Consider the following 19,967-nt stretch of genomic DNA (forward strand, 5'->3'; position numbering starts at 1 on the left):
GGCAGACTTGTGCTCGCGGACCACGCGCCGGACCTCCTCGAAGGCGCCCTGGCGGAAGAACCATGGGACTCACTCCGAGAGCGTATCGCTGCCGCTCAGGTGTGCTGATTTGAGGGGATCCGTCAGGCCGAGCCCACAACCTGCTTCACGCGGAGAGCACCTTCGGGCGCGAGCACATGGATCGCTTCCGCCGCGGTGCGAGCGACAGGCCGACACCGCTCTCGCGCGCTGACGTGGCGCCTCTGCGTCCCGTCATGCAGCTGGGGATGTGGGCGCAGTGACCCAGCGGCGCCCCGGAGTTGGCCGAAGCTCCAGCGGACCGAGGACCGGTTCGCATGGCCGCGCGGCTAGAGCGTCGACTCGCCGCTCGCGTCCTTCCGGGCTTCCGAACCCCTGCGCCCCCGCCGGTGGCGCTCACCGCCCTGCCGCCCGCAGTGCTCCGCCCGGAGCGTTCCCGGCGCGCGCGGGTGCCGACCCGTCGATGCCCAGCCGGAGCGCGCGGTGCGCCGCTAGTCCGACCAGAGCCGCTCCCCCGGTCAGCAGCCGAAGATGTGACGAATCCTCAGGGCTGCGCCCCCGCCCCGCCGAGCGGAGCTCGTCGGGGGCCCCACCCCTGCTCGCCGGGTCCCGTGCGCCGCCGCGAGCGGCTTCGCCGCTTCCGCGGCGTCGCCCCGGCGGGCTCGCTTCGCTCGCCTGTTCGCGAGTCATGATTGGCCGTTCAGCGAACGGGCGGGCGTGCCGCGCCCCCCGCCGCCGCGTGCGCGCCGTGCTCCGGACGGCCCGGCTGCACGGGGCGAGCCGCTGGTGCCTAGCTTCCCGCTCAGGGGGAGCGGATGACATCCCAGGGCAGGTCGAGGGGCGAGGCGCAGGGCTCGCGCGCGTCCTCGAGCGAAACATCGCCTCGATCCTCGCGCGGCGGCGCGTGGACGAGCGGCGCGCGGCGCTGCAGGACCGGCTCGCCGAGCGCATCGGCCGCTTCGCGGGCTCGATGACGTTCGTCTACCTGCACCTCGTGATCGTGGCCCTCTGGATCGCGGCGAACGTGGGCCTGCTGCCGGGCGCCCCGCGCTTCGACGCGGACTTCGTGAAGCTCGCCACCGCCGCGTCCGTGGAGGCGATCTTCCTCTCCACGTTCGTGCTCGTGATGCAGAACCGGATGGCCGCGGTGGCCGACCGGCGGGCCGATCTCGACCTGCAGATCAGCCTGCTCGGCGAGCACGAGGTGACGCGGCTCATCCGGCTCGTCGCCGCGATCGCGGAGCGCATGGGCATCGAGGAGTCGCGGAGCGCCGAGCTCGAGGAGCTCGGGCGCGACGTCCGCCCGGAGGCCGTGCTCGACCGCATCGAGCGCGCCGAGGGGGACGAGCCGCGCGAGGGCGCGCCGCCGCCCACGTGACGGCCGCCGCCGCTCCACCGTCAGGGCTCGGCGGCCCCGGGGGCGAGGCCCCGCGCCTCGCGCCACAGCGCGCGGGCGACGAGCGCGGCGAGCACGAGCCAGAGCAGGGTGCGGACCACCGCGGTGGGGTGGAACAGGTGGTCGCGGAACCAAGGCTCCCAGCGCCGGGCCCGGACCTCGAACGCCACGTGGAAGTCCCAGATCGACGCTGCCGTGAGCGCCGCGAACAGCGTCGCGGGCGCGGCGGCGAGCGCGCCGGCGAGGAAGCCGTAGAGCGCGTACTGCGGGCTCCACACCTTGTTCGTCGCGATCCACACGACGAGCGCGAGCGCCGTCGCGAGCCGGGCGGCCCGCGCCGCATCCCCGCCCCGGCGGGCCGCGAGGAAGGTCGCCGCGGCGCCGGCGAGCGCGGCGAGCGCGAGCGGCCCCGCGGACAGCGCCTCGAGGAGCGGCCCGCGCGGGATGGCGAAGGCGTCCCAGATGGAGTTCTCCGCGCCTCGCCCGGCGTTGAACCGGAAGAACCAGCTCCACCGCTCCGGCGCCGCGAGCGCGAAGGGGAGGTTCACGGCGAGGACGACGCCGGCGAGCGCCGCCGCGTAGCGGAGGAGCGCGCGCAGGCGCGGACCGGGCCTCGACGCCAGCGCGGCGAGGGCGGGCGGGACGAGCGCCGCCGGGAAGAGCTTCGCCGAGACGCCGAGCGCCGCCAGCGCGCCGCTGCCGGCGACGCGACCGCGCTCCTCCGCGAGGAGCGCGAGGGCGAGGAGCGCGATGGGGAGGAGATCCCAGTTGAGCCCGGCGTAGTAGACGAGCGCCGGGGTCGCGCCGAGCCACCACGGGCGCGCGCCGGGGAGCCGCGCGAGCGCGAGGAGCGTCACCGCGAGGCAGGCCGCGAGGAAGAGGTAGGTGGCGGTGAAGTGACCGAGCGCGCCGCCGGGGACGTACGACGGCAGCCAGAGCGCGAGCCCCAGCAGGACCGGGTACTCGATCCGATCCTCGAGGTAGGGCAGCGGGTGCGCGCCCCCGAGGTAGCGATCCCCGTGCAGCGCGATGACGTCGGAGTAGCAGTGGTGCTGGAACGACCAGAACCGGTACCCCGCCCCGGCGTGCGCAGCGCCGCGCGCGACGTTGAGGTAGCCGGCCGCGAGCCACAGGGCCGCCAGCGCGGCGGTGACGGCGAGGGAGCGGCGATCCACGGCGAGGGAATAGCACGCCGACCGGCGGCCGGTCGCGCGATGGAGCGGATGGGGCGCCGGAGGAGGTGATCGCCCCGGCGTGCATCGATGTGTAACATCGGCGCGTGGCCTCGCTCACCGGGCTCGCCCAGACGCTCGCCGACGCCGTCTCGCGCACCGGGCCGGTGGCGCCCCTCATCCTCTTCGCGGCGAGCTTCGTCGAGTACGTGTTCCCGCCGTTCCCGGGCGATCTCGTCGTCGTGCTCGGCGCCTGGTACGCGGTGCAGGGAGAGCTCTCCTGGCCCGTCACCTTCGTGTCGGTCACCGCCGGCGCGGTGCTGGGGGCCTGGGTCGACTACCGGATCGGCGCCGCCCTGGGGCGCCGCCTCGATCGGCGCCTCGCAGAGCGGCGGCCGCTCTCGGAGGAGCGGCTGCTGCGCTTCGAGGCGAGCTACCGGCGCTGGGGGGCGCTCCTCCTCGTCGCGAACCGCTTCTTCCCGGGGCTGCGCGCCTTCTTCTTCCTCGCCGCGGGCGCGTCGGGGATCCCGCTCCGCAGCGTGCTCCTCTACGGCGGCCTCTCCGCGGCGCTCTGGAACGCCGTGCTGCTCGGGGCCGGGGCGCTGGTCGCGCACAACGTGGAGGAGCTCCTGCTCCTCTTCGAGCGCTACACGCGCGCCGCCTGGATCGTCGTGGCGATCGTCGCCGCGCTCGCGCTCGCGGCCGTGCTGTGGCGCCGGCGCGCCGCGCGGCGGGCCGCCCGCGCCGGTGAGGGACGGTGAGCCTCGCCGCCGCGCTCGTGCTCGTCGTGGGGCTCGCGCTGCCCGACGGGAGCGCGCGCTACCGCGTCGAGGTGGGCGGCGTCCCGGTCGGCGCGGCCGAGCTCGCCGTACGCTGCGAGGGGCCGCGCTGCCGGGCGGTGCTGCAGACGCGCCTGCGGCTCCCGGAGGAGGCCGGCGGCGCGGTGACCGCCCGCCGCTTCGAGACCGAGGTCGATCGCGAGGGCGTCGCCACCGGCGAAATCCTCAGGACGCGCGACGGAGTGGTCACGCACGAGGCCGCGCCGGCCGGGCGCGTCCCGGCGGCGCTCGCCGAGCTCCTGCTCGCCTCCGCCGCGAGGGAGGGCGAGGGGACCGCCTGCCTCGAGGCGTTCGAGGAGGAGACGCTCGCCGCCGGTCGGGCGTGCGGCGCCTGGGCGTCGGGCGCGCTCGACGCGACCGTGCTGGGCGTGCGCGAGCGCGTCACGCCCGGTCCGGGAGGCTTCCCGGCCGCGATCGAGCTCCCCGAGCAGGGGACGCGCTTCGTCCGCGACGGGCGAGCCGCAGTGCCCGGGCGGCCGCCGCGCCTGTCGGTTCGTGTCCCCGGCCCGGTCGATCCCGCCCTCGCGTCGAGCTTCTGCGGCGTGTCGCTCGACCCGCCCGCGCCCGCGCCGGCGACCCCGCTCCCCGCGCCTGCCGCGCCGGGCGCGAGCTGCCGGGAGAAGACCGCCGCCTACCTGGCGCGCGCAAGGGGCCGCGGACACGTGGGTCGCACCGCGCTCGGGGTGGCCTGGGACGGGAGAGGCTTCGTCTGGCACGCGTGGGCCGAGCTCCGCGAGGGGGATCGCTACGTCCCGGTCGACCCTTCGTTCGGTGAGCTCCCCGCGCGCGGTCCGCGCTTCACGCTCGCGCGCTTCGCCCCCGGCGATCGCGCAGGAGCGCTCGCCGCCGGGCGGCGCGTGCTGGCGTGCTGGGGGCGGGCGGCGGTGCTGGCGCGGTGAGACCTCCGGGCGCCGGCGCGCCTCCGGCCGCATCTTCCCGGCGTGGACCTCATCGCGCGGTACGTGGAAGACCACCTCGCCCTGTCGCTCGGCGGCGTACGGCTCGCTCGCCGGGCGCTCGCCTCGAACCGCGGCTCGCCCTACGCGGAGCCGCTCGAGCGCCTCCTTCCCGAGCTCCAGGAGGATCGGGAGCTCGTCCGCGACGTCTTGAAGGCGCTCGGCGGCACGCCGAGCGGGCTCAAGGAGACGGCGGTCATGCTCGGCGAGCTGGCCGGGCGGCTGAAGCTGAACGGGCGCCTCCTCTCCTACTCGCCGCTGTCGCGCGTCTGGGAGCTCGAGGCGCTCGCCGCCGGCAGCGAGTCGCGGCGCGGCCTCTGGAGCGCGCTGGCCCGCGCGCAGCGGCACGAGCCCCGCCTCGAAGGTTTCGACCTCGGGGCCCTCGAGGCGCGCGCGCGGCGTCATCGCGACGAGCTCGAGCGCTGGCGGCTCAAGGCAGCGGAGGAAGCGTTCGGGACCGCGCCGCGCCGGCGCGCCAAGAGCCGGAGCGCCGCGCCGCAGCCCGCGCGTTGAAGGCCGTCCAGCGGGCCCGCCCCGGACCGCCGTCCGTCACGCGATGGAGCCCGCCCGTCGCGCGAGGAAGCGCAGGAACGCGGTCGCCTTCGGCACGAGGGTCGAGAGGTCCACCTCCTCGCCGGTGGTGTGGAAGCCCTTCCCCCGCGGCCCGAGCCCGTCGATCGAGGGGATCCCCGCCGCGCCGGTGGTGCAGGCGTCGGAGCCGCCGCCGACGAGGGGCGCCTCGCCCTGGCCGAGCCCGCTCTCGCGCTGGCAGTCGCCGTACTCCTTGGCGAGCGCCGACGAGGCCTGCGTGCGCTCGAGCGGATCTCGCCAGCCGCCGTGCGAGAGCTCGAGGGTCGTGCCGGGGACGGCCGCCTCCGCCGCGATCGCCTGGATCGCCTCGCCGAGCCGCTGCCCGTCCTCCACCGTCTCGAAGCGCAGGTCCACGTCGCAGCGGGCCTCGGCCGGCACGGTGTTCTTGGTCGTGCCGCCGGACACGAGCCCGACGCTCACCGTGAGGCCGCGCTCGTAGTCGGTGAGCGCCTGGACGCGATCGACGAAGCGCGCGATCGACCAGATCGCGTTCCGACCCTTGTCGTGCTCGTTCCCCGCGTGGGCGGCGACGCCGCGCGCCTCGGCGTGGATCGAGCCCACCCCCTTGCGCCGCGTGACGAGCAGATCGCCCGGCCGGCCCGACTCGAAGCCGAGCGCGCAGGCGGCGCCCTGCGCGTGCGCGCGGATGAGCGGCTGCGACTCCGGGGAGCCCACCTCCTCGTCGGCGACGAGGATGCCCTTCACCGGCACGCGCTCGAGGAGGCCCGCGCGCTTGGCGGCGACGAGCCCGTACAGCATCACCGCGATGCCGCCCTTCATGTCGAAGACGCCCGGCCCCACCGCGCGGCTCCCCTCGCGCCGGAAGCCCTCGAAGGTGCCCGGCGGGAACACCGTGTCGGTGTGGCCGACGAGGAACACCGGCGCGCCGTCCGCAGGCCCGCTGAAGACGAGGTGCGGGCCGAAGCGCGTCGAGGGGCGGAGCTCGACGGCGAAGCCGAGCGTGCGGAGCTGTCCCGCGACGAGGTTCGCGACCGCCTGCACGCCGGCCTTGTTCGCGGTGAAGGAGTTGACTGCCACGAGCCGCTCGAGGAGCGACTCGAGCGCGCCGCGCTGGCCCGAGAGCCAGTGGAGGGCGTCGTCGATGCGGCCGGCCATGAGGGCGAGACCTCCGGTGCGCGAGCGCGGGGGCGACCTCGCCCTCGGCGGGCCGCGCCGGCCGCTGGCCGGGCGCGGGAGACCCCGGTATAAGGGCGGCGCATGGCACCGGGCAAGCGCTACCGGGCCGCGGTGATCGGCGGCTCGGGCTACGGCGGCGCGGAGATGATCCGCCGCCTCCTCATCCACCCCGACGTGGAGCTCGTCCGCGTCGCCTCGATCGACTTCGTGGGGGAGCCGCTCGCCGCGGCGGACCCCGCGCTCGAGGGCGTGACCGACCTCGTCTTCGAGGGCCTGCCGCCCGCCGAGGCGGCGAAGGGAGTGGACGTCGTCCTCCTCGGCCTCCCGCACACGGTCGCGGCGTCCAAGGTCCCCGAGCTCGCCGCGCTCCCCGGCCTCAAGATCGTGGACATGAGCGGCGACTTCCGCCTGAAGGACGTCGCCGCGTACGAGCGCTGGTACAAGCACACGCACCCCTGCCCGGAGCGGCTCCGCGACTTCGTCTACGGGCTGCCCGAGCTGAACCGCGAGCAGCTCCGCGCCGCCCGCTTCGTGGCCTCGCCCGGCTGCTTCGCGACCACCATCGAGCTCGCGCTCCTGCCGCTCGCGCGGGCCGGGCTCCTCGAGGGCGTCGTCCACGTGCAGGGCATCACCGGCTCGTCCGGCTCGGGGGTCGCGCCGTCGGCGGGCACGCACCACCCGGTCCGCGCGAACAACCTCCGCACCTACAAGCCGCTCGAGCACCAGCACGTCCCGGAGATCACCGAGACGCTCGCGCAGGCGGGCGCGAGGGACCTCGCGCTCCGCTTCGTGCCGGTGTCGGCGCCGCTCTCGCGCGGGATCTTCGCGACCGCCTTCCTCGAGCTGCCGGAGGAGTGGACGCAGGAGCGGCTCGACCGGCTCCTCCGCGAGACCTACGCCGGCGAGCCGTTCGTGCGGGTCCCGCGAAAGCGCCTCCCGGAGGTGGCCGCGGTCTCCGGCTCGAACTACGCCGAGGTGGGCATCTCGGCCGGCCCGGCGCGCGCGGGGCGGCGCACCGTCACCTGCTTCGGCGCGACCGACAACCTCGTGAAGGGCGGGGCGGGGCAGGCCATCCAGAACATGAACCTCATCCTCGGGCTCGACGAGAAGGCCTCGCTCGCCGACCCGGGCCCGTGGCCGCCATGAAGACCATCGTGCTGAAGCTCGGGGGCGAGATCGTCCACGCGCCCGAGCTCTCCGTCATCGCCCGCGACCTGCGCACGCTCGTCGACGGCTTCAACCGCGTGGCGATCGTCCACGGCGGCGGCCCGCAGGCCACCGCGCTCCAGAAGACGCTCGGCCTCGAGACGCGCATGGTGGCCGGCCGCCGCTTCACCGACGCGCAGACGCTCGAGGTGATGAAGTACGTCGTCGCCGGGCAGCTCAACGTCGATCTCTGCGCCCGGCTGCTCGCGAACGGCGTCATGGGCGTGGGCCTGCACGGCGCGAGCGGGCACATGGTCCAGGCGCGCCGCCGCCCGCCCCGCGTGATGAAGGGGGCCGGGCCGGAGCCGGTGGACCTGGGCCTCGTCGGCGACGTCCTCGGCTTCAACCTGCCGCTCCTCGGCGATCTCTTCGAGCGGCGCTACGTCCCGGTCATCGCCTGCCTCGGCTGCGACGCGCAGGGCCAGCTGCTCAACATCAACGGCGACACCGTGGCGAGCCAGCTCGCGGGCGCGCTCGAGGCCGACGCGCTCGTGCTCGTCACCTCCACCCCGGGCGTGCTCCGCGACCTCGCCGATCCCTCCTCCCGCATCCCCCGCATCACCCACGCCGAGTTCGAGCGGATGGTCGCGGACGGGACGATCTCGGGCGGGATGATCCCCAAGCTCGAGGAGTCCTTCGGGGTCCTCGCCTCCGGCGCGAAGTCGGTGGTCATCGTCGGGAAGCTCGGCGAGGGCGATCTCGCCCGCGCGGTGCTCGACCCGGGGAGCGCCGGGACCGTGCTGGTCGGCTGACGGCGACACTGCCACCGAGAAACCCCGAAGCGACGAGCCGCTACGGAGCGTCACGCGCGCCGGCGTCGGCGGCTACAGCGGCGTGTGCCTCGCGCGCGAAAAGCGCTCCTTCACCTCGTAGGCGAAGCCGTCGAGGACGTCGGGGTCCACCGGATCGCCGTTCAGCGACAGGCTCAGGGACAGGAGCCCCTCGCGCTCGCGCGCGTGCGAGAGCTGGGCCTCCGCGAGCTTGTCGGGCATGCACTCGAGCGGGCCCACGCACACGGCGCCGTCGATCTCGCCGCGCCGCCACTGGAGCACCGGGAGGCCCACCGCGAGGACGGCCTCGTGCTCGAGATCCTCGCGCACGTAGGGCGCCGCGGCCGCGAGCGCCTCCGCGAGGCGCGCCGGGCGCGGCCACCCCATCGCGCTCGCCATCGTGCTCCGGCACGCGCCGAGGAGCCGGCCGCGGACCCACGTCTTGAGCTGGTCTCCGGGCGTGTCGCGCAGGCCGCGCCGCACCTGGACGTGGTCCGAGTACTCGAGGAACTGGGCGACGGGCTCGAGGCGCACCCGGATCCCGCGCTCCTCCAGCGCGTCCGCCACGTCGCCGTTGGCGCCCGCGTCGGAGCGCACGTAGACCTCCCCGACGAGGAGGACCGTGGGGTGCGGCCGGGGGTCCTTGAGGCTCCGGAGGGCGTGCCCGGCGCGACCGAGCAGGGCGGGCACGCCGTAGCTCCGCCCGGTCGCGGCCTCCATGAGCACGCGGCTCGCCGAGAGGCTCCCCGCGGCGGCGCGCTCGAGCAGCGCCGCGAGCTCGGTCGCGTGCGCCGCGTGCACGCGGGCCGCGGCCCCGGGCTCGCGCTCGACGGGGCGGACGTCGCGGAGCGCGTCCTCCAGCAGGCCGAACCCGGCGATCCCCGCGAACACGACGGCCCCGAAGCCGGGCGGCACGCCCTCGAAGTAGTCCGAGTCCGGCGGCGACCAGATCCCCACCCGCGCGCCGTGCCCGAGCCGCTCCAGGATCATCTGGTGGAGCTGCCGGTAGTAGCCGAACCGGCACGGGCCGCTGGAGCCCGGCATGAAGAACGCCAGCCGCTCGTGCGGGTGCGCCCGCTCGAGCCGCTGCAGGAGCGACCCGAGCGTCACGATCATCGGCAGGCACTCCTTGCCGCTCGTGTGGCGCCGCGCCCGCCGGACCGCCTCCGGGCCGGCGCGGGGAAGCACCTCGGCGGGGACGCCGTAGCCGCGCAGCGCCGAGGCGAGCGCGCCGGCCTCCGGCCCCATGGGCGGCACGAGCACGCGCGCGCCGCTGCGGGCGATCTCGGGGAGCGACTGGGAGGCGAGGGCGAGCAGCGGGGCCGCGGACGCGGCGGCGCTCGCGCCGGAGCGCAGGTCCTCGCGGACGCAGTGCAGGAACGCCTCCACGCGCGTCTTCGTCCCGGCGTCGCCGGCGTGGCCGTCCGTCTCGATGACGGCGAAGGGCTTGCCCTCCATGAGGCGCGCGTAGGCGTGCAGCGTGAAGCTGTCGGGCCCGCAGCCGTAGTTGCTCGCGAACAGGCTGTACACCCCGGGCTCGCGCCGCACCTCGTACGCCGCGCGCAGCACGCGCTGCGTGTAGCCCCAGAACGCGCCCGGGACGAGCGGCGTCTCCGGGGCCGACGGGTAGCAGTCGACGGGGATGGCGACGGCGCCCTGCTCGCGCAGCAGCGCGGGGATGTTCGCGCTCAGGACCGCGTCGTGGATCGTGTAGGTGCGCCCGAGGACGACCACGGGCAAGAGCCCCTCGGCGCGGCAGCGGTAGAGCGCGCCGCGCCCGATGCGGAAGAGGGCGGCGTCGAAGCGCGCCTGCTCCTCGCGCGCGACGGCGTGGGCGGATCGCCAGGCGTCCTCGCGCTGGACCCCGAGGTCCGCGGCGAGCGCGCGGCAGGTGTCGAGGAACGCCGGGGCGTCGAGGAAGCCCGGCCCGAGGCGGATGGCCGGCGAGAGGATCCGCCCGGCGTCGAGCGCTCGCCCGAGATCGAGGCGCAGCACGTCGGCGCTCCCCGCCACCACCGGGCAGAGCCAGTGAGAGGTCTCGTCCTTCACGGCCGGCAGGTCGCGCAGCATCGGGAGGAAGACCCGCTCCGCGGGCGCCTCCGCCATCGCGGCGACGAGGCCGTGGTACTGCTGCATGGGCGCGCAGAACGGGACGTGCGCGCGCTCCGTCCCGCGGCGGAGCGGCTCCCGTCCTCCTCCGCGCGCCACGACCACGTCGAGGCCGAGGGCCCGGAAGAAGTGGGCGAAGAACGGGAACAGCCCCTTCAGCTGGAACGCCTCGGCGAGGGCGACGCGCGGGGCGCCGGTGCGCGCCGACAGCGGACGCAGCACGGCCTCGACCAGCTCCGCGCGCTCCCTGAACGGATCGGGCGCGCCGGCGGGGAGCTTCCGCGTGCGGGTCCCGCGCTCGTGGACGGAGCAGCCTCCCCCCCACGAGAACGCGCGCCGCACCCCCTGGACGCGCGTCCGGAGCCGCTCGATGCGGCAGGAGTTGCCCGACCCGCCGCAGCCCGCCGTGGAGCGGCAGACGAACGTGTCCTTCCGGTCCACCTGGGCGTCGAGGAACCGGCCGAGCTCGAGCGGAGCGCCGCCGGGCAGCGCCCCGCGCGCGAGCAGCGCGATCCCCCACGCGCCCACCGTGCCCGGGTTCGGCGGCACGATCACCTCCGCGCCGGTCTGCCGCGCCACCGCCGCCGCGAGCGCGTCGGCGCTGAAGGGCATCCCCTGGCAGAACACGACGTCCCCCACCGAGCGGCTGCCCTTCACGCGGTTCAGGTAGTTCTGCACGACCGAGTCGTAGAGGCCGGCGACGAGGCGCGGTCGCGTGACGCCCGCGGCCGCCGCCTCGTCGAGGATCTCGGCCATGAACACGGCGCAGTGCTGGCCCAGGTCGGCGCAGGCGTCGGCGCCGAGCGCCACGCGCGCGAGCGCCTCGACATCGCGGTCCCCGAGGCGGAGCCCCTGCTCCTCGATGAAGGACCCTGTCCCGGCGCTGCACGCCTCGTTCATGGCGGCGTCGACCACGCGGCCGCCGAGGAGCCGGATGTACTTCGCGTCCTGCCCGCCGATCTCGAAGATGGTGTCCACCCGCGGGTCGCAGGCGCGCGCTCCCTCGGCGTGAGCGGCGATCTCGTTCAGCACGTGCACCCGCTCGGCGCCGTAGCAGGTCGCGAGCAGCGACCCGACGATCTCGCGACCGCTGCCGGTGACCCCGAGGCCCACGACGGCCTCCCGGAAGGCTCCGCCGGCCGCGCGGCGCACGAGCTCCTGCGCCGCCGCCACCGGGTCGCCGGCGGTGCGCGTGTAGTTCTCCCAGACGGGCGCACCCGAGGCGGCGTGGAGCGCGACGGCCTTCGAGCCGGTCGAGCCGATGTCGAGGCCGAGGATGAGCGCGTCGCCGGCGCCGATCCTGGGGGCCGGACGCGCGGGCAGGCGGCGCACGCGCCCCAGGGTGTCGGAGAGCGGCGGGAGCAGCTCCACGGGCGCGTGCGCCGCGGGGGCCACGAGGTCGTCGGGCCGCGGGAGCGGCGCGGACCCCCGGGCGGCCAGCACCGCGCACCCGAGCGCGTCCAGGTAGAGCGCGTCGTCGCCGCGCTCCTCCTCGAGGGTCATCCCGCGCTCCGCCACGATCCGCCCGAACCGCTCGCGGATCCTGCGCGAGCGTCCGACCCCTCCGGCGAGGACCACGGTCGCGGCCTCCGAGGGCCGCCGGAGCAGCACCTGGACGTTGTCGCAGATCGCGTCGAACAGGCCGGCCAGGATCCGTGCCCGGTCCTCGCCCTGGTTCGCGAGGTGGGTCATGTCGGTCTTCAGGATGACGGGGCAGCGGCCGGAGAGCGGCGCCGGATCCTCGACCGGCGCGGCGAGGAGGTCCGCCTCCTCGGGGTCGAGCCCGAAGCGCTCCACGAGCTGGCGCAGGAAGCTCCCCGTGCCCTGCGAGCAGCGCGGGTTCTCCCGGTAGTCCGCGTCCTCGCCGCCGCCCAGCTCGACCACCGAGAAGCCGTGCGCGCCGATGTCCACGATCACCGCGGGGCCCGGCCCGTGGAGGAACCGCACGCCGGCGATACGCGCCTGCTTGGCCGGGACGCGCGAAAGGGCCAGCTGCCGCCCGAGGCGCCCGGACGCGAAGGCGCCGCCGACGTCGTCCCATCCCCACTGCCGGAGGAGCTCGCGCACCGCCGGGCCGGGCGCCTTGTGGTGCTCGAGCCGCGCGCGCCGGAGCCACACGAGCTCGCCCGGGCGAGCGACGAGCTCGACCACCTTCACCGTCTCGGCGCCTGCGTCCACCCCGAGGAAACGAGGCATGCTGACGGCGAGTGTCGCCCAGCGCGCGCCCGGCGGGCTTGACCAGAACGGGCGCGGCGAGAGGGCCAGGGGCACGCCTCCACGCTCCGGGCATCCCTCGTGGGTCCACCCCGCGATGGCCACGCACCCGCCTCGAGGGGCCGCGCCCACGATCCCGCTCGTGCCCGCGAACCTCACCGCCCAGTACAAGGACGCGGAGCTCCGCTTCCGCGAGGCGGCGAGCCACGACGACAAGCGCGAGGCGCTCCGCGAGATGATCGCGCTCCTCCCGAAGCACAAGGGGACGGAGAAGCTGCACGCCGACCTCAAGAAGCGCCTCGCGAAGCTCGAGGAGGAGGGCGAGCACGTGCGCCAGAGCGGCGTCCACCGCACGGACCCCGCGCACGTGCGTCGCGAGGGGGCCGGCCAGTGGGTGCTCCTCGGGCCCCCCAACGCCGGCAAGTCGTCGCTGCTCGCCGCGCTCACCCACGCGCACCCCGAGATCGGCGAGTACCCGTTCACCACGCGCGCGCCGCTGCCGGGGATGATGGCGTTCGAGGACGTGCAGGTGCAGCTCGTCGACACGCCGCCCGTCGCGCCGGGTCACACCGAGCCGTACCTGCCGAACCTCGCGCAGGGTGCGGACGGCGTCGTCGTCGTGCTGGACCCCACAGCCGACGACGTGGAGGCGGCGTTCGCGGCGGTGCTGGAGGTCCTCTCGCGCGGGCACGTCTGGCCGCGCGGCCGCGCCCCGCCGCCGGGCGCCTCGCCGCTCCTCGTCCACCGCCCGGTCCTCGTCGTCGCGACGCGCCGCGACCTCGACGAGGACGGCACGTTCGCGGCGCTCGCGCGCGAGGCGGTGGGCGCGGACCCGCCGTTCTTCGCGGTGTCCGCGACGCGCGGCGACGGTCTCGACGCGCTGCGACCCGAGCTCTTCCGCGCGCTCGGCCGGATGCGCGTCTACACGAAGGAGCCGGGGAAGAAGCCTGACCTGGGGAAGCCGTTCGTGCTGCCCGCCGGCGCGACCGTGCACGACCTCGCCCTCGTCGTGCACCACGAGGTCGCCGCCCACCTCAAGTTCGCGCGCATCTGGGGCCACGCGCGCTTCGAGGGGCAGCAGGTCGATCGGCACCACGTGCTGGCCGACCGCGACGTGGTCGAGCTACACGAGTGACGTCGCCGGACCCGCGCGGAGCTATCTCCCGGCCTCGCCGGCGGTCGCCGACGCGGGCAGCGGGCGCGCCGCGTGGGCGGGGGCGACCTCCTCGCCGCGCATCGCGCGCATGATCCTGCCGGCGTTCGCGGCCAGGCGGGCGCTGCCGTCGGGCAGCGGCCGGTCCTCGGGGTCGGTGACGCTCGCGCCCGCCAGACCGGCGAACACCGTCACCTTGAGATCCTTGCCCACCACGGCGTAGCGCGGCTCCCAGCCGACCGTCGAGAGCACGAAGCGATCGTCGGGCGAGTCGAACGCGGAGAGCCCGTCGGAGTGGAGCGACGGCGGGTGCGTGTCGCCGAGCAGCGAGAAGATCGTCGGGACGAAGTCCACGTGGCTCGTCGGCGCGTCGTGCACGCCCGCCGGGATCCCGTCGCCGAGCACCACGAACGGCACGTGGATCTGCTCGTTCGTCACCGCCGAGCCGTGGCCGAGGTGGCCCTTCTCCCGGAACTCCTCCCCGTGATCGCCGGTGAAGAGCACGAGCGGCTTCTTCCCGCGGGTCCGCTCGAACCAGGAGAGGAACTCCTCGAGCGTCCCGTCGAGCGCGTAGGCCGCGTTCTTGGCGCGGTTGCGGATCTGCTCCGCCGGCGCGGTGGTGGCCTTGATGCCCCCCGAGCCGTCCCACACCGGCCGGAAGGGCTCCTGGCCGCGCGGGTAGAAGTAGTTGAAGTGCGTCCCGTACAGGAAGACGAACATGAAGAGCGGCTGCTCGCGCGGGACCGCCTCGGCCATCTTGCGCGCGTCGAGGAGGAGCTGCGGATCGCGGTCGCCCCAGCCCTCGCCGTCGCAGCGGTTCTTGAGGTCCTCGGCGGACACGCCGGCGAACACCGTCTCGCGCAGGTCCATCCAGTCGAGGCAGGAGGCGGAGAGCGCCTTCACCGCATAGCCGTTCGCGCGCAGCGCCGGGAAGAGCACCGGCCGGCGGCCCGCGCCGAGCGTGGCCTCGAGCTTCTGCGCCTGGAGCCCGTAGAGGAGGCTGAAGATCGTGTAGTGCGTCGCGACCGCGCCCGCGTAGTGGCGCGTGAAGCGCGCGCCCGCCTCGGCGCGGCGCCACAGGTTCGGCATGACGTCCGGCGCGAGGTGCGCCGCGGGCAGGCTCTCCGCGACGAGGAAGAGCACGTCGGGCTTGCGGGTGAAGTGGATCTCCTCCGGCGCGACCCCGGCCGGCAGGCGCAGCGACTCCTGGCCGGCGAACTGGTCCACCGCGCGCTTCCCGAAGAGGCGCGAGTAGATGCCGTTCATGCGCACCGGCACCTGCAGCGGCAGGACGCCGGAGGCGGCGAACATCGCCGGACCGCCGAGGTAGACGAGCCCCGCCCCGTACACGCGCTCCGCCGCGGCCGCCAGGACGAGCGTGAGCGCGAGGGTCCACGCACGCCGCCCGCTCGCGAAGCGCCGGATGAACCACGCGCCCGCCGCGACGTCGAGCGCGACGAAGAGGGCGCCGGCCGCGAGGAACGTCGCGACGTCCGCCGGGGACACGCCCGTCTCCTTGAGCGCGTACGGCTGGAACAGCACGCGCAGGAAGAAGCCGTTCACGTGGAAGCCGACCGCCCCGAAGATCCGGCTGTCGAGGGCGACGAGGCTCGTCGCGAGCCCGAGCACGGCCGGCGCGGCGAAGCGGTACGCGCGGGGTCGGAGCGAGAAGGGGAGCGCGAGCGCGAACGCGGCGAGCGCGAGGAGCGCCGCCTGCGGGAGGAAGGTGGGCCAGAGCGGCGCCCGGTACGCCGCGGGGGCGTTGCGGACCGCCGCCGCGATCGAGGTCGCGTACAGGGCGAGGAAGAGCGGGACGTGCAGGAGCGACCAGACGAGCGCGGGGAACCGGTACCCGGCCCCGCCCCGCGTCGCCCCGGCGCCGACATCGAGCGCGCGGGACATTCGGGCGCGGAACCTAGCATCACCCGCCCGTGCTCGCCACCCGGCGGGGAGCGGCCGAGCGGGCGGTCAGCCGATGGCAGGCGCGGATCGCGGCGCCACCCTCATCTCGAGCAGCACCCGCCCGCACGCCGGGCAGCCGGGATCGCCGGGATCGTCCGTCCACATCTCGCAGGCGGGGCACTGGAACCGCACGCCCGAGCCGCCCGCGCCGGGCTGGTCCTCCGGCGCGGGGAAGAGAACGCGCCCCGCGGCGGCGAGCGCGGCGAAGTACTCGTAGCGCGCGGCAGGGGAGACGTCGTCGGGGAGCGGCATGCGGGTGAAGGTGCGGCCGGCGAGCGCCACGGTGGGCCCCGCCTCCCGCGCGGCGAGGAGCGCCTGCTCCGAGCGGCGCGGCCAGGGCTGGTCCGCGAACCAGCGCGCCTTGAAGGCGCTCCACTCGGCGAGCGTCCTCACCTCCGCGAGCGCGCCGTGGAAGGCGTCGAGCTGCCTCATGAACGCGGGCTCGTAGGGCATGAGCGCGATCTTGCGCGCGCGCACCGGGGCCGACAAGAAGGACGGGTGCCGTCCGCGCGTGGCCGCTCGCCGCGCGCCTCCGGCGGCACGAGCGAGGAGAGCCGAGATGGCCGAGGGACCCCGCCGCGACTTCGAGGCCGCCTACCTGGCAGGGACGCCGCCCTGGGACATCGGCCGGCCGCAGCCCGAGATCGTGAAGCTCGCCGGGGAGGGCGAGGTGAGGGGCACCGTGCTCGACGTCGGCTGCGGCACCGGCGAGAACGCCCTCCACCTCGCGAGCCTGGGCCGGCCGGTCGTCGGGGTGGACGGCTCGCCCGCCGCGATCGCCCGCGCCCGCGAGAAGGCGGCGGCGCGCGGGCTGGAGGTGGCGTTCCACGTCGCCGACGCGCTGCAGCTCGGGCGCCTGCGCCTGCGCGTCGAGACGGTCGTCGACTGCGGGCTGTTCCACGTCTTCTCCGACGAGGAGCGTCGCCCGTACGCGGAGTCGCTCACGGAGGTGCTCTCGCCCGGCGGCGTGCTCCACATCCTCTGCTTCTCCGACGCGGAGCCGCCCGGGCCGGGCCCGCGGCGCGTCGCCGAGTACGACCTCCGCGCGACGTTCCGCTCGCTCTTCGCGATGGTGCGGATTCGCCCCGCGGTGTTCGACAGCCTCCTCCTGACCGGCGGCGCCAAGGCCTGGCTCGCGACGTTCGTGCGGATCTGAGCCAGAAAAACCGAGGGCCGCGCCTCCTCGAGGGAGGGCGCGGCCCTTCGGTGCGGCGGGTCAGGATGGCCGGACTAGAAGATCGTCCACTGCACCATGACCTGCGGGGCGGAGGTCACCGTCGCCTCCGTCTCGCCGAAGCCATAGCCGCGGTGGATGAACCACTCGACGCCGGCGTGGAGCTTGCCCTTCGGGCCGCCCGCGACGGAGAGCACGTCGACGAGCAGCTCCGGCTGCGCCCAGATCTCGACGGCGTTGTCGCGCGCGCCGTCCTTCGTGCCGTTCACGTCGACGAAGCCCGTGAAGAGGAACGGCACCGGACCGACGGCGAACGGCACCGTCCAGTACGGCGAGATCTGCCACTGGTGATCGGCGAACTTGTCGTACCGGTAGAAGAGGTTGAGCCCGAGCACCCAGCCCGGCGGCGCGACGAAGTCGAACCCGACGCCGCCGAGGTAGGCGTAGAAGTTGCCGCCCTGGTTCACCTCGCCCGCGAGTCCCCAGTTCCGGATGACGCCGCCGATGGGGGCCTTCTGGCCGAGCAGGTCGTTCAGGAACAGGCGCGGGTGCCACTCGACGTAGGCGCCGGTCGCGTCCTCGCCGCCCACCCGGCCGCGGGTCAGGTCCGTGAAGAAGAAGCTGTCGCCGTGCTCCCACGTGGAGAAGTGGTTGAGCGTCAGCGTCGTGAGGCGCCCGTGGTCGTAGTTTCCGAGCGCGTCGTCGAAGTTGTACCCCTGCAGCAGCTGGACGTTGGTGGTGGAGAACCCGCCAGCGCGCGCCGCGGGCGCGAGCGCGACGAGCGCGATCGCGAGGAGGCTTCGGAGGAGAGAGGAGACGTTCATGGGGCGACGCTTCTAGCGCAGCCCTCTGACTCTCGAAAGGGTATTCCCGTACCCGCGGTCGCTGCTCGCTCCGTGCGAGCGGGCGCGGCCGCTACTCGAAGGGCACGAGGTGGAGCCGCTCGCCCGGCTCCGCGCCCAGAATCTCGCGTGCCTTCGCGGGGATGCGGACCGTCTCGCCGTCGATCCGCGCCGGGGCGCGCACGGCGCGGAAGCGGCTCTTCCCCTCGGTCCGGTGCAGGCCCACGAGCCGCTCCTCGCCGTCGCGCTCGAGGGGCTCCTCCGAGAGCTTCGCCCGCCGGTAGGCGCGCACGAGCGTGACGTCCTCGAGCCGCGCCTCGTAGTGCGGCCCGCCGTCGAACGGGTCGATGCGGCTCACGTACTGGAAGCCGAGCCGGTCGAGCATCCGCCGCACGGGCTCGGTGGCGGGGCCCACCTTGCCGAGGTTCCGCTGCACCTGCTCGGGGAACAGCGTGGCGTACACGTCCACGGGCGGGAAGAGCTGCTGGATGAACTCCTTGTTCTCGCGGCTCTTCTTGTCGGCGGTCTGGTAGTCGAGGTCGGTGAAGCGCTTGCCGAACGCCTCCCAGAACGCGCTGCGGCCGTCCTTCGTGAGCGGCGGCATGAGCTCGGCGAGCACCTTCTCGCGGAAGCGGTCGCGGAACATCGCCATGTAGAGGAAGCGCACGTAGGCGAGCTGCTTGCCCGCGCGCTCCTCGCCGCCGCGCTCCTCCGGATCCACCACCAGCCCGCCGATCTCGGTCGGCCCGTCGAAGTGGTAGCCGATCGAGAGGACCTGGTGCTTGAAGTGCCGGTCGATCGTCGACGAGTAGTGCTCGCGCTCGGACACGTCGAAGAACGTGCAGGGCGACTCGCGCGTGCCGTGCTGGGCGATCACCATCGACGTGCCGACGATCCGGCCGGAGCGCGGCTCCTCCGCCACGAAGACGTAGGAGCGCTCCAGGGGATCGCGGATCTTCGCCGAGAAGCTCCGCACCGAACCGTCGATGATGCGGGCGAGGGCGCGCTCGTCGTACGGCAGGTTGACGGTGTTCAGCACCTTCGCGAGCCGGGCGAGGCTCGCGAGATCCGACTTCTGCGCGTCGCGGAGGAGGAGCATGCGTCGGGTCGGGAGGACTAGCACGGGCCCCGAGGGCTGTCACCCGCGGGGAACCCGGCGCCCCGCGCGGATCGCGCGAGGAGCGACGCGCCGGTGTCGGCGCCGGCGGCCGGCGGATCCCGCCCGGCCGTTCGGGGTCCCGCCGCCCGCTCGGGAACGTTGAACGGGGCGCCTCGCCGTGACATGGAGAACGCCATGCGCGCCGTCGTGCAGCGGGTCTCCCGGGCCGAGGTCCGGGTGGAGGGGCGGGTGGTCGGTGGGATCTTGCGCGGCCTGGCCGTGCTCCTCGGCGTCGCGCGCGAGGACGGCCCCGCCGACGCCGACCTCCTCGCCGAGAAGATCGCCGGCCTGCGGATCTTCGAGGACGCGGGCGGCAAGATGAACCTCGCCGCCGGCGAGGTGGGGGGCGGGGTGCTCGTCGTCTCGCAGTTCACCCTGCTCGGCGACGCGCGCAAGGGCAACCGCCCGAGCTTCGTGGACGCCGCGAACCCCGAGACCGCGAGCGCGCTCTACGAGCGGGTCTGCGCCCGGCTCCGCGAGAAGGGGCTCGCCGTCGCGACCGGGGTCTTCCGCGCGGAGATGGAGGTCGAGCTCGTGAACGACGGCCCGGTCACCATCCTGCTCGACTCGCGCCGTCTGTTCTGAACCGGAGGTCAAGGGATGTCCGACTGCCTCTTCTGCAAGATCGTCGAGAAGAAGATCCCCGCGCGGATCGTCCACGAGGACGCGGACACCGTCGCGTTCGAGGACGTGAACCCGCAGGCGCCGACGCACGTGCTCGTCGTCCCGCGCAAGCACGTCGCGAGCATGATGGAGCTCGGCCCGGACGACGAGGCGCTCGTCGGCAAGCTCTTCCGCGCCGGCGCCGCCATCGCGAAGGCGCGCGGCATCGACGGCCCGGGCTACCGCGTGGTCATGAACCACAACCGCGACGCGGGCCAGAGCGTGTTCCACATCCATCTGCATGTGCTGGGAGGCAGACGGATGGCTTGGCCTCCAGGTTAGTCGGCCTTGCGGAGTGCGCTCGGTGCACGATGTTGGTGCGGGACGACCGGCCAGGTGCTGGCCTCTAGTACCCGGCGCCGGTGCCCTGAGCCGCGGCGCCCGTGCCCTGAGCCGCCGCCGCCGGCCCCTCGCGCGCGAGGGCGTTCGCCGACCGCGCCGCGAGGGCGGCGCGCCACAAGGCGAGGCGCGCCGAGTAGAGGTCGCCGCGCGCGAGCGCCTCGCGCGCCTCGGCGACGTGGGTGGCGCTCTCGCCCGTCCCCATCGCCTCGTCCCGGGCGCCGTACGTCTGCGCGTCCCGCCGCGTGCGCTCGAGCGCGTCCGCCT

At 75.0% G+C, this 19,967-nt stretch carries 17 protein-coding genes and 1 pseudogene; 10 read left to right on the forward strand and 8 right to left on the reverse strand.

The features are described from left to right. Nucleotides 1-757: 757 nt before the first annotated feature. Nucleotides 758-1,396 (forward strand): DUF1003 domain-containing protein, encoded by a 639-nt coding sequence (locus tag MNZ39_RS17705; protein WP_242340410.1) that lies wholly within the window; start codon nucleotides 758-760, stop codon nucleotides 1,394-1,396. Between the two features lie 20 nt (nucleotides 1,397-1,416). Here MNZ39_RS17705 and MNZ39_RS17710 read toward each other — a convergent pair whose 3' ends face one another. Further along, entirely contained in the window at nucleotides 1,417-2,589 is a 1,173-nt protein-coding gene (locus MNZ39_RS17710) for a hypothetical protein (RefSeq protein WP_242340411.1), read from the reverse strand. 104 nt (nucleotides 2,590-2,693) lie between these two features. On the opposite strand from MNZ39_RS17710, the gene MNZ39_RS17715 reads away from it, so the two are divergent. The 3 genes from MNZ39_RS17715 to MNZ39_RS17725 are packed head-to-tail and all read left to right on the forward strand — an operon-like array spanning nucleotide 2,694 to nucleotide 4,894. Next, nucleotides 2,694-3,347 (forward strand): DedA family protein, encoded by a 654-nt coding sequence (locus tag MNZ39_RS17715; RefSeq protein ID WP_242340412.1) that lies wholly within the window; start codon nucleotides 2,694-2,696, stop codon nucleotides 3,345-3,347. Next, complete coding sequence (locus MNZ39_RS17720) at nucleotides 3,344-4,324, forward strand: transglutaminase domain-containing protein (protein ID WP_242340413.1); 981 nt, start codon at nucleotides 3,344-3,346, stop codon at nucleotides 4,322-4,324. Before MNZ39_RS17715 ends, MNZ39_RS17720 begins: the two co-directional genes overlap by 4 nt. Nucleotides 4,325-4,366: 42 nt before the next feature. Next, a complete protein-coding gene (locus MNZ39_RS17725) occupies nucleotides 4,367-4,894 on the forward strand; it encodes a hypothetical protein (RefSeq protein WP_242340414.1) in 528 nt (175 codons plus the stop codon). A 36-nt stretch (nucleotides 4,895-4,930) separates the two neighbouring features. On the opposite strand, the gene MNZ39_RS17730 is transcribed toward MNZ39_RS17725, so the two are convergent. Further along, entirely contained in the window at nucleotides 4,931-6,088 is a 1,158-nt protein-coding gene (locus MNZ39_RS17730) for a M20 family metallopeptidase (RefSeq protein WP_242340415.1), read from the reverse strand. 102 nt (nucleotides 6,089-6,190) lie between these two features. Here MNZ39_RS17730 and argC point away from each other — a divergent pair, with 102 nt between their 5' ends. Together argC and argB are read left to right on the forward strand one after the other, a co-directional pair. After that, nucleotides 6,191-7,255 (forward strand): N-acetyl-gamma-glutamyl-phosphate reductase, encoded by a 1,065-nt coding sequence (gene argC, locus MNZ39_RS17735; protein ID WP_242340416.1) that lies wholly within the window; start codon nucleotides 6,191-6,193, stop codon nucleotides 7,253-7,255. Further along, complete coding sequence (gene argB, locus MNZ39_RS17740; protein ID WP_242340417.1) at nucleotides 7,252-8,067, forward strand: acetylglutamate kinase; 816 nt, start codon at nucleotides 7,252-7,254, stop codon at nucleotides 8,065-8,067. The genes argC and argB overlap by 4 nt, the downstream gene beginning before the upstream one ends. A gap of 72 nt (nucleotides 8,068-8,139) precedes the next feature. On the opposite strand, the gene MNZ39_RS17745 is transcribed toward argB, so the two are convergent. After that, nucleotides 8,140-12,390 carry a BadF/BadG/BcrA/BcrD ATPase family protein gene (locus MNZ39_RS17745; RefSeq protein WP_242340418.1) on the reverse strand — a complete coding sequence of 1,417 codons (4,251 nt, stop codon included), beginning with the start codon at nucleotides 12,388-12,390 and terminating at the stop codon, nucleotides 8,140-8,142. 115 nt (nucleotides 12,391-12,505) lie between these two features. Here MNZ39_RS17745 and MNZ39_RS17750 point away from each other — a divergent pair, with 115 nt between their 5' ends. After that, nucleotides 12,506-13,543 (forward strand): GTPase, encoded by a 1,038-nt coding sequence (locus MNZ39_RS17750; RefSeq protein ID WP_242340419.1) that lies wholly within the window; start codon nucleotides 12,506-12,508, stop codon nucleotides 13,541-13,543. Nucleotides 13,544-13,564: 21 nt separating this feature from the next. On the opposite strand, the gene MNZ39_RS17755 is transcribed toward MNZ39_RS17750, so the two are convergent. After that, on the reverse strand, nucleotides 13,565-15,463 hold the full coding sequence (locus MNZ39_RS17755; RefSeq protein WP_242340420.1) for a sulfatase-like hydrolase/transferase: 1,899 nt from the start codon (nucleotides 15,461-15,463) through the stop codon (nucleotides 13,565-13,567). A gap of 66 nt (nucleotides 15,464-15,529) precedes the next feature. After that, nucleotides 15,530-15,976, reverse strand: coding sequence for a hypothetical protein (locus tag MNZ39_RS17760; protein WP_242340421.1), 447 nt, complete (start codon nucleotides 15,974-15,976; stop codon nucleotides 15,530-15,532). 106 nt (nucleotides 15,977-16,082) lie between these two features. On the opposite strand from MNZ39_RS17760, the gene MNZ39_RS17765 reads away from it, so the two are divergent. Beyond that, nucleotides 16,083-16,679 (forward strand): class I SAM-dependent methyltransferase, encoded by a 597-nt coding sequence (locus MNZ39_RS17765; protein WP_242340422.1) that lies wholly within the window; start codon nucleotides 16,083-16,085, stop codon nucleotides 16,677-16,679. Between the two features lie 74 nt (nucleotides 16,680-16,753). On the opposite strand, the gene MNZ39_RS17770 is transcribed toward MNZ39_RS17765, so the two are convergent. Then, nucleotides 16,754-17,521 (reverse strand): ion channel protein Tsx, encoded by a 768-nt coding sequence (locus MNZ39_RS17770; protein WP_242340423.1) that lies wholly within the window; start codon nucleotides 17,519-17,521, stop codon nucleotides 16,754-16,756. 91 nt (nucleotides 17,522-17,612) lie between these two features. After that, entirely contained in the window at nucleotides 17,613-18,638 is a 1,026-nt protein-coding gene (locus MNZ39_RS17775; protein WP_242340424.1) for an arginine N-succinyltransferase, read from the reverse strand. A 195-nt stretch (nucleotides 18,639-18,833) separates the two neighbouring features. Between MNZ39_RS17775 and dtd the strand changes: the two genes are divergently transcribed. Beyond that, nucleotides 18,834-19,283 (forward strand): D-aminoacyl-tRNA deacylase, encoded by a 450-nt coding sequence (gene dtd / locus MNZ39_RS17780; RefSeq protein ID WP_242340425.1) that lies wholly within the window; start codon nucleotides 18,834-18,836, stop codon nucleotides 19,281-19,283. 15 nt (nucleotides 19,284-19,298) lie between these two features. Beyond that, nucleotides 19,299-19,643, forward strand: coding sequence for a histidine triad nucleotide-binding protein (locus MNZ39_RS17785; RefSeq protein ID WP_242340426.1), 345 nt, complete (start codon nucleotides 19,299-19,301; stop codon nucleotides 19,641-19,643). 64 nt (nucleotides 19,644-19,707) lie between these two features. Here MNZ39_RS17785 and MNZ39_RS17790 read toward each other — a convergent pair. After that, nucleotides 19,708-19,967: pseudogene (locus MNZ39_RS17790) on the reverse strand (hypothetical protein); the annotation flags it as partial.

It is taken from the genome of Anaeromyxobacter sp. SG66 (assembly GCF_022690805.1).
GTDB lineage: Bacteria > Myxococcota > Myxococcia > Myxococcales > Anaeromyxobacteraceae > Anaeromyxobacter > Anaeromyxobacter soli.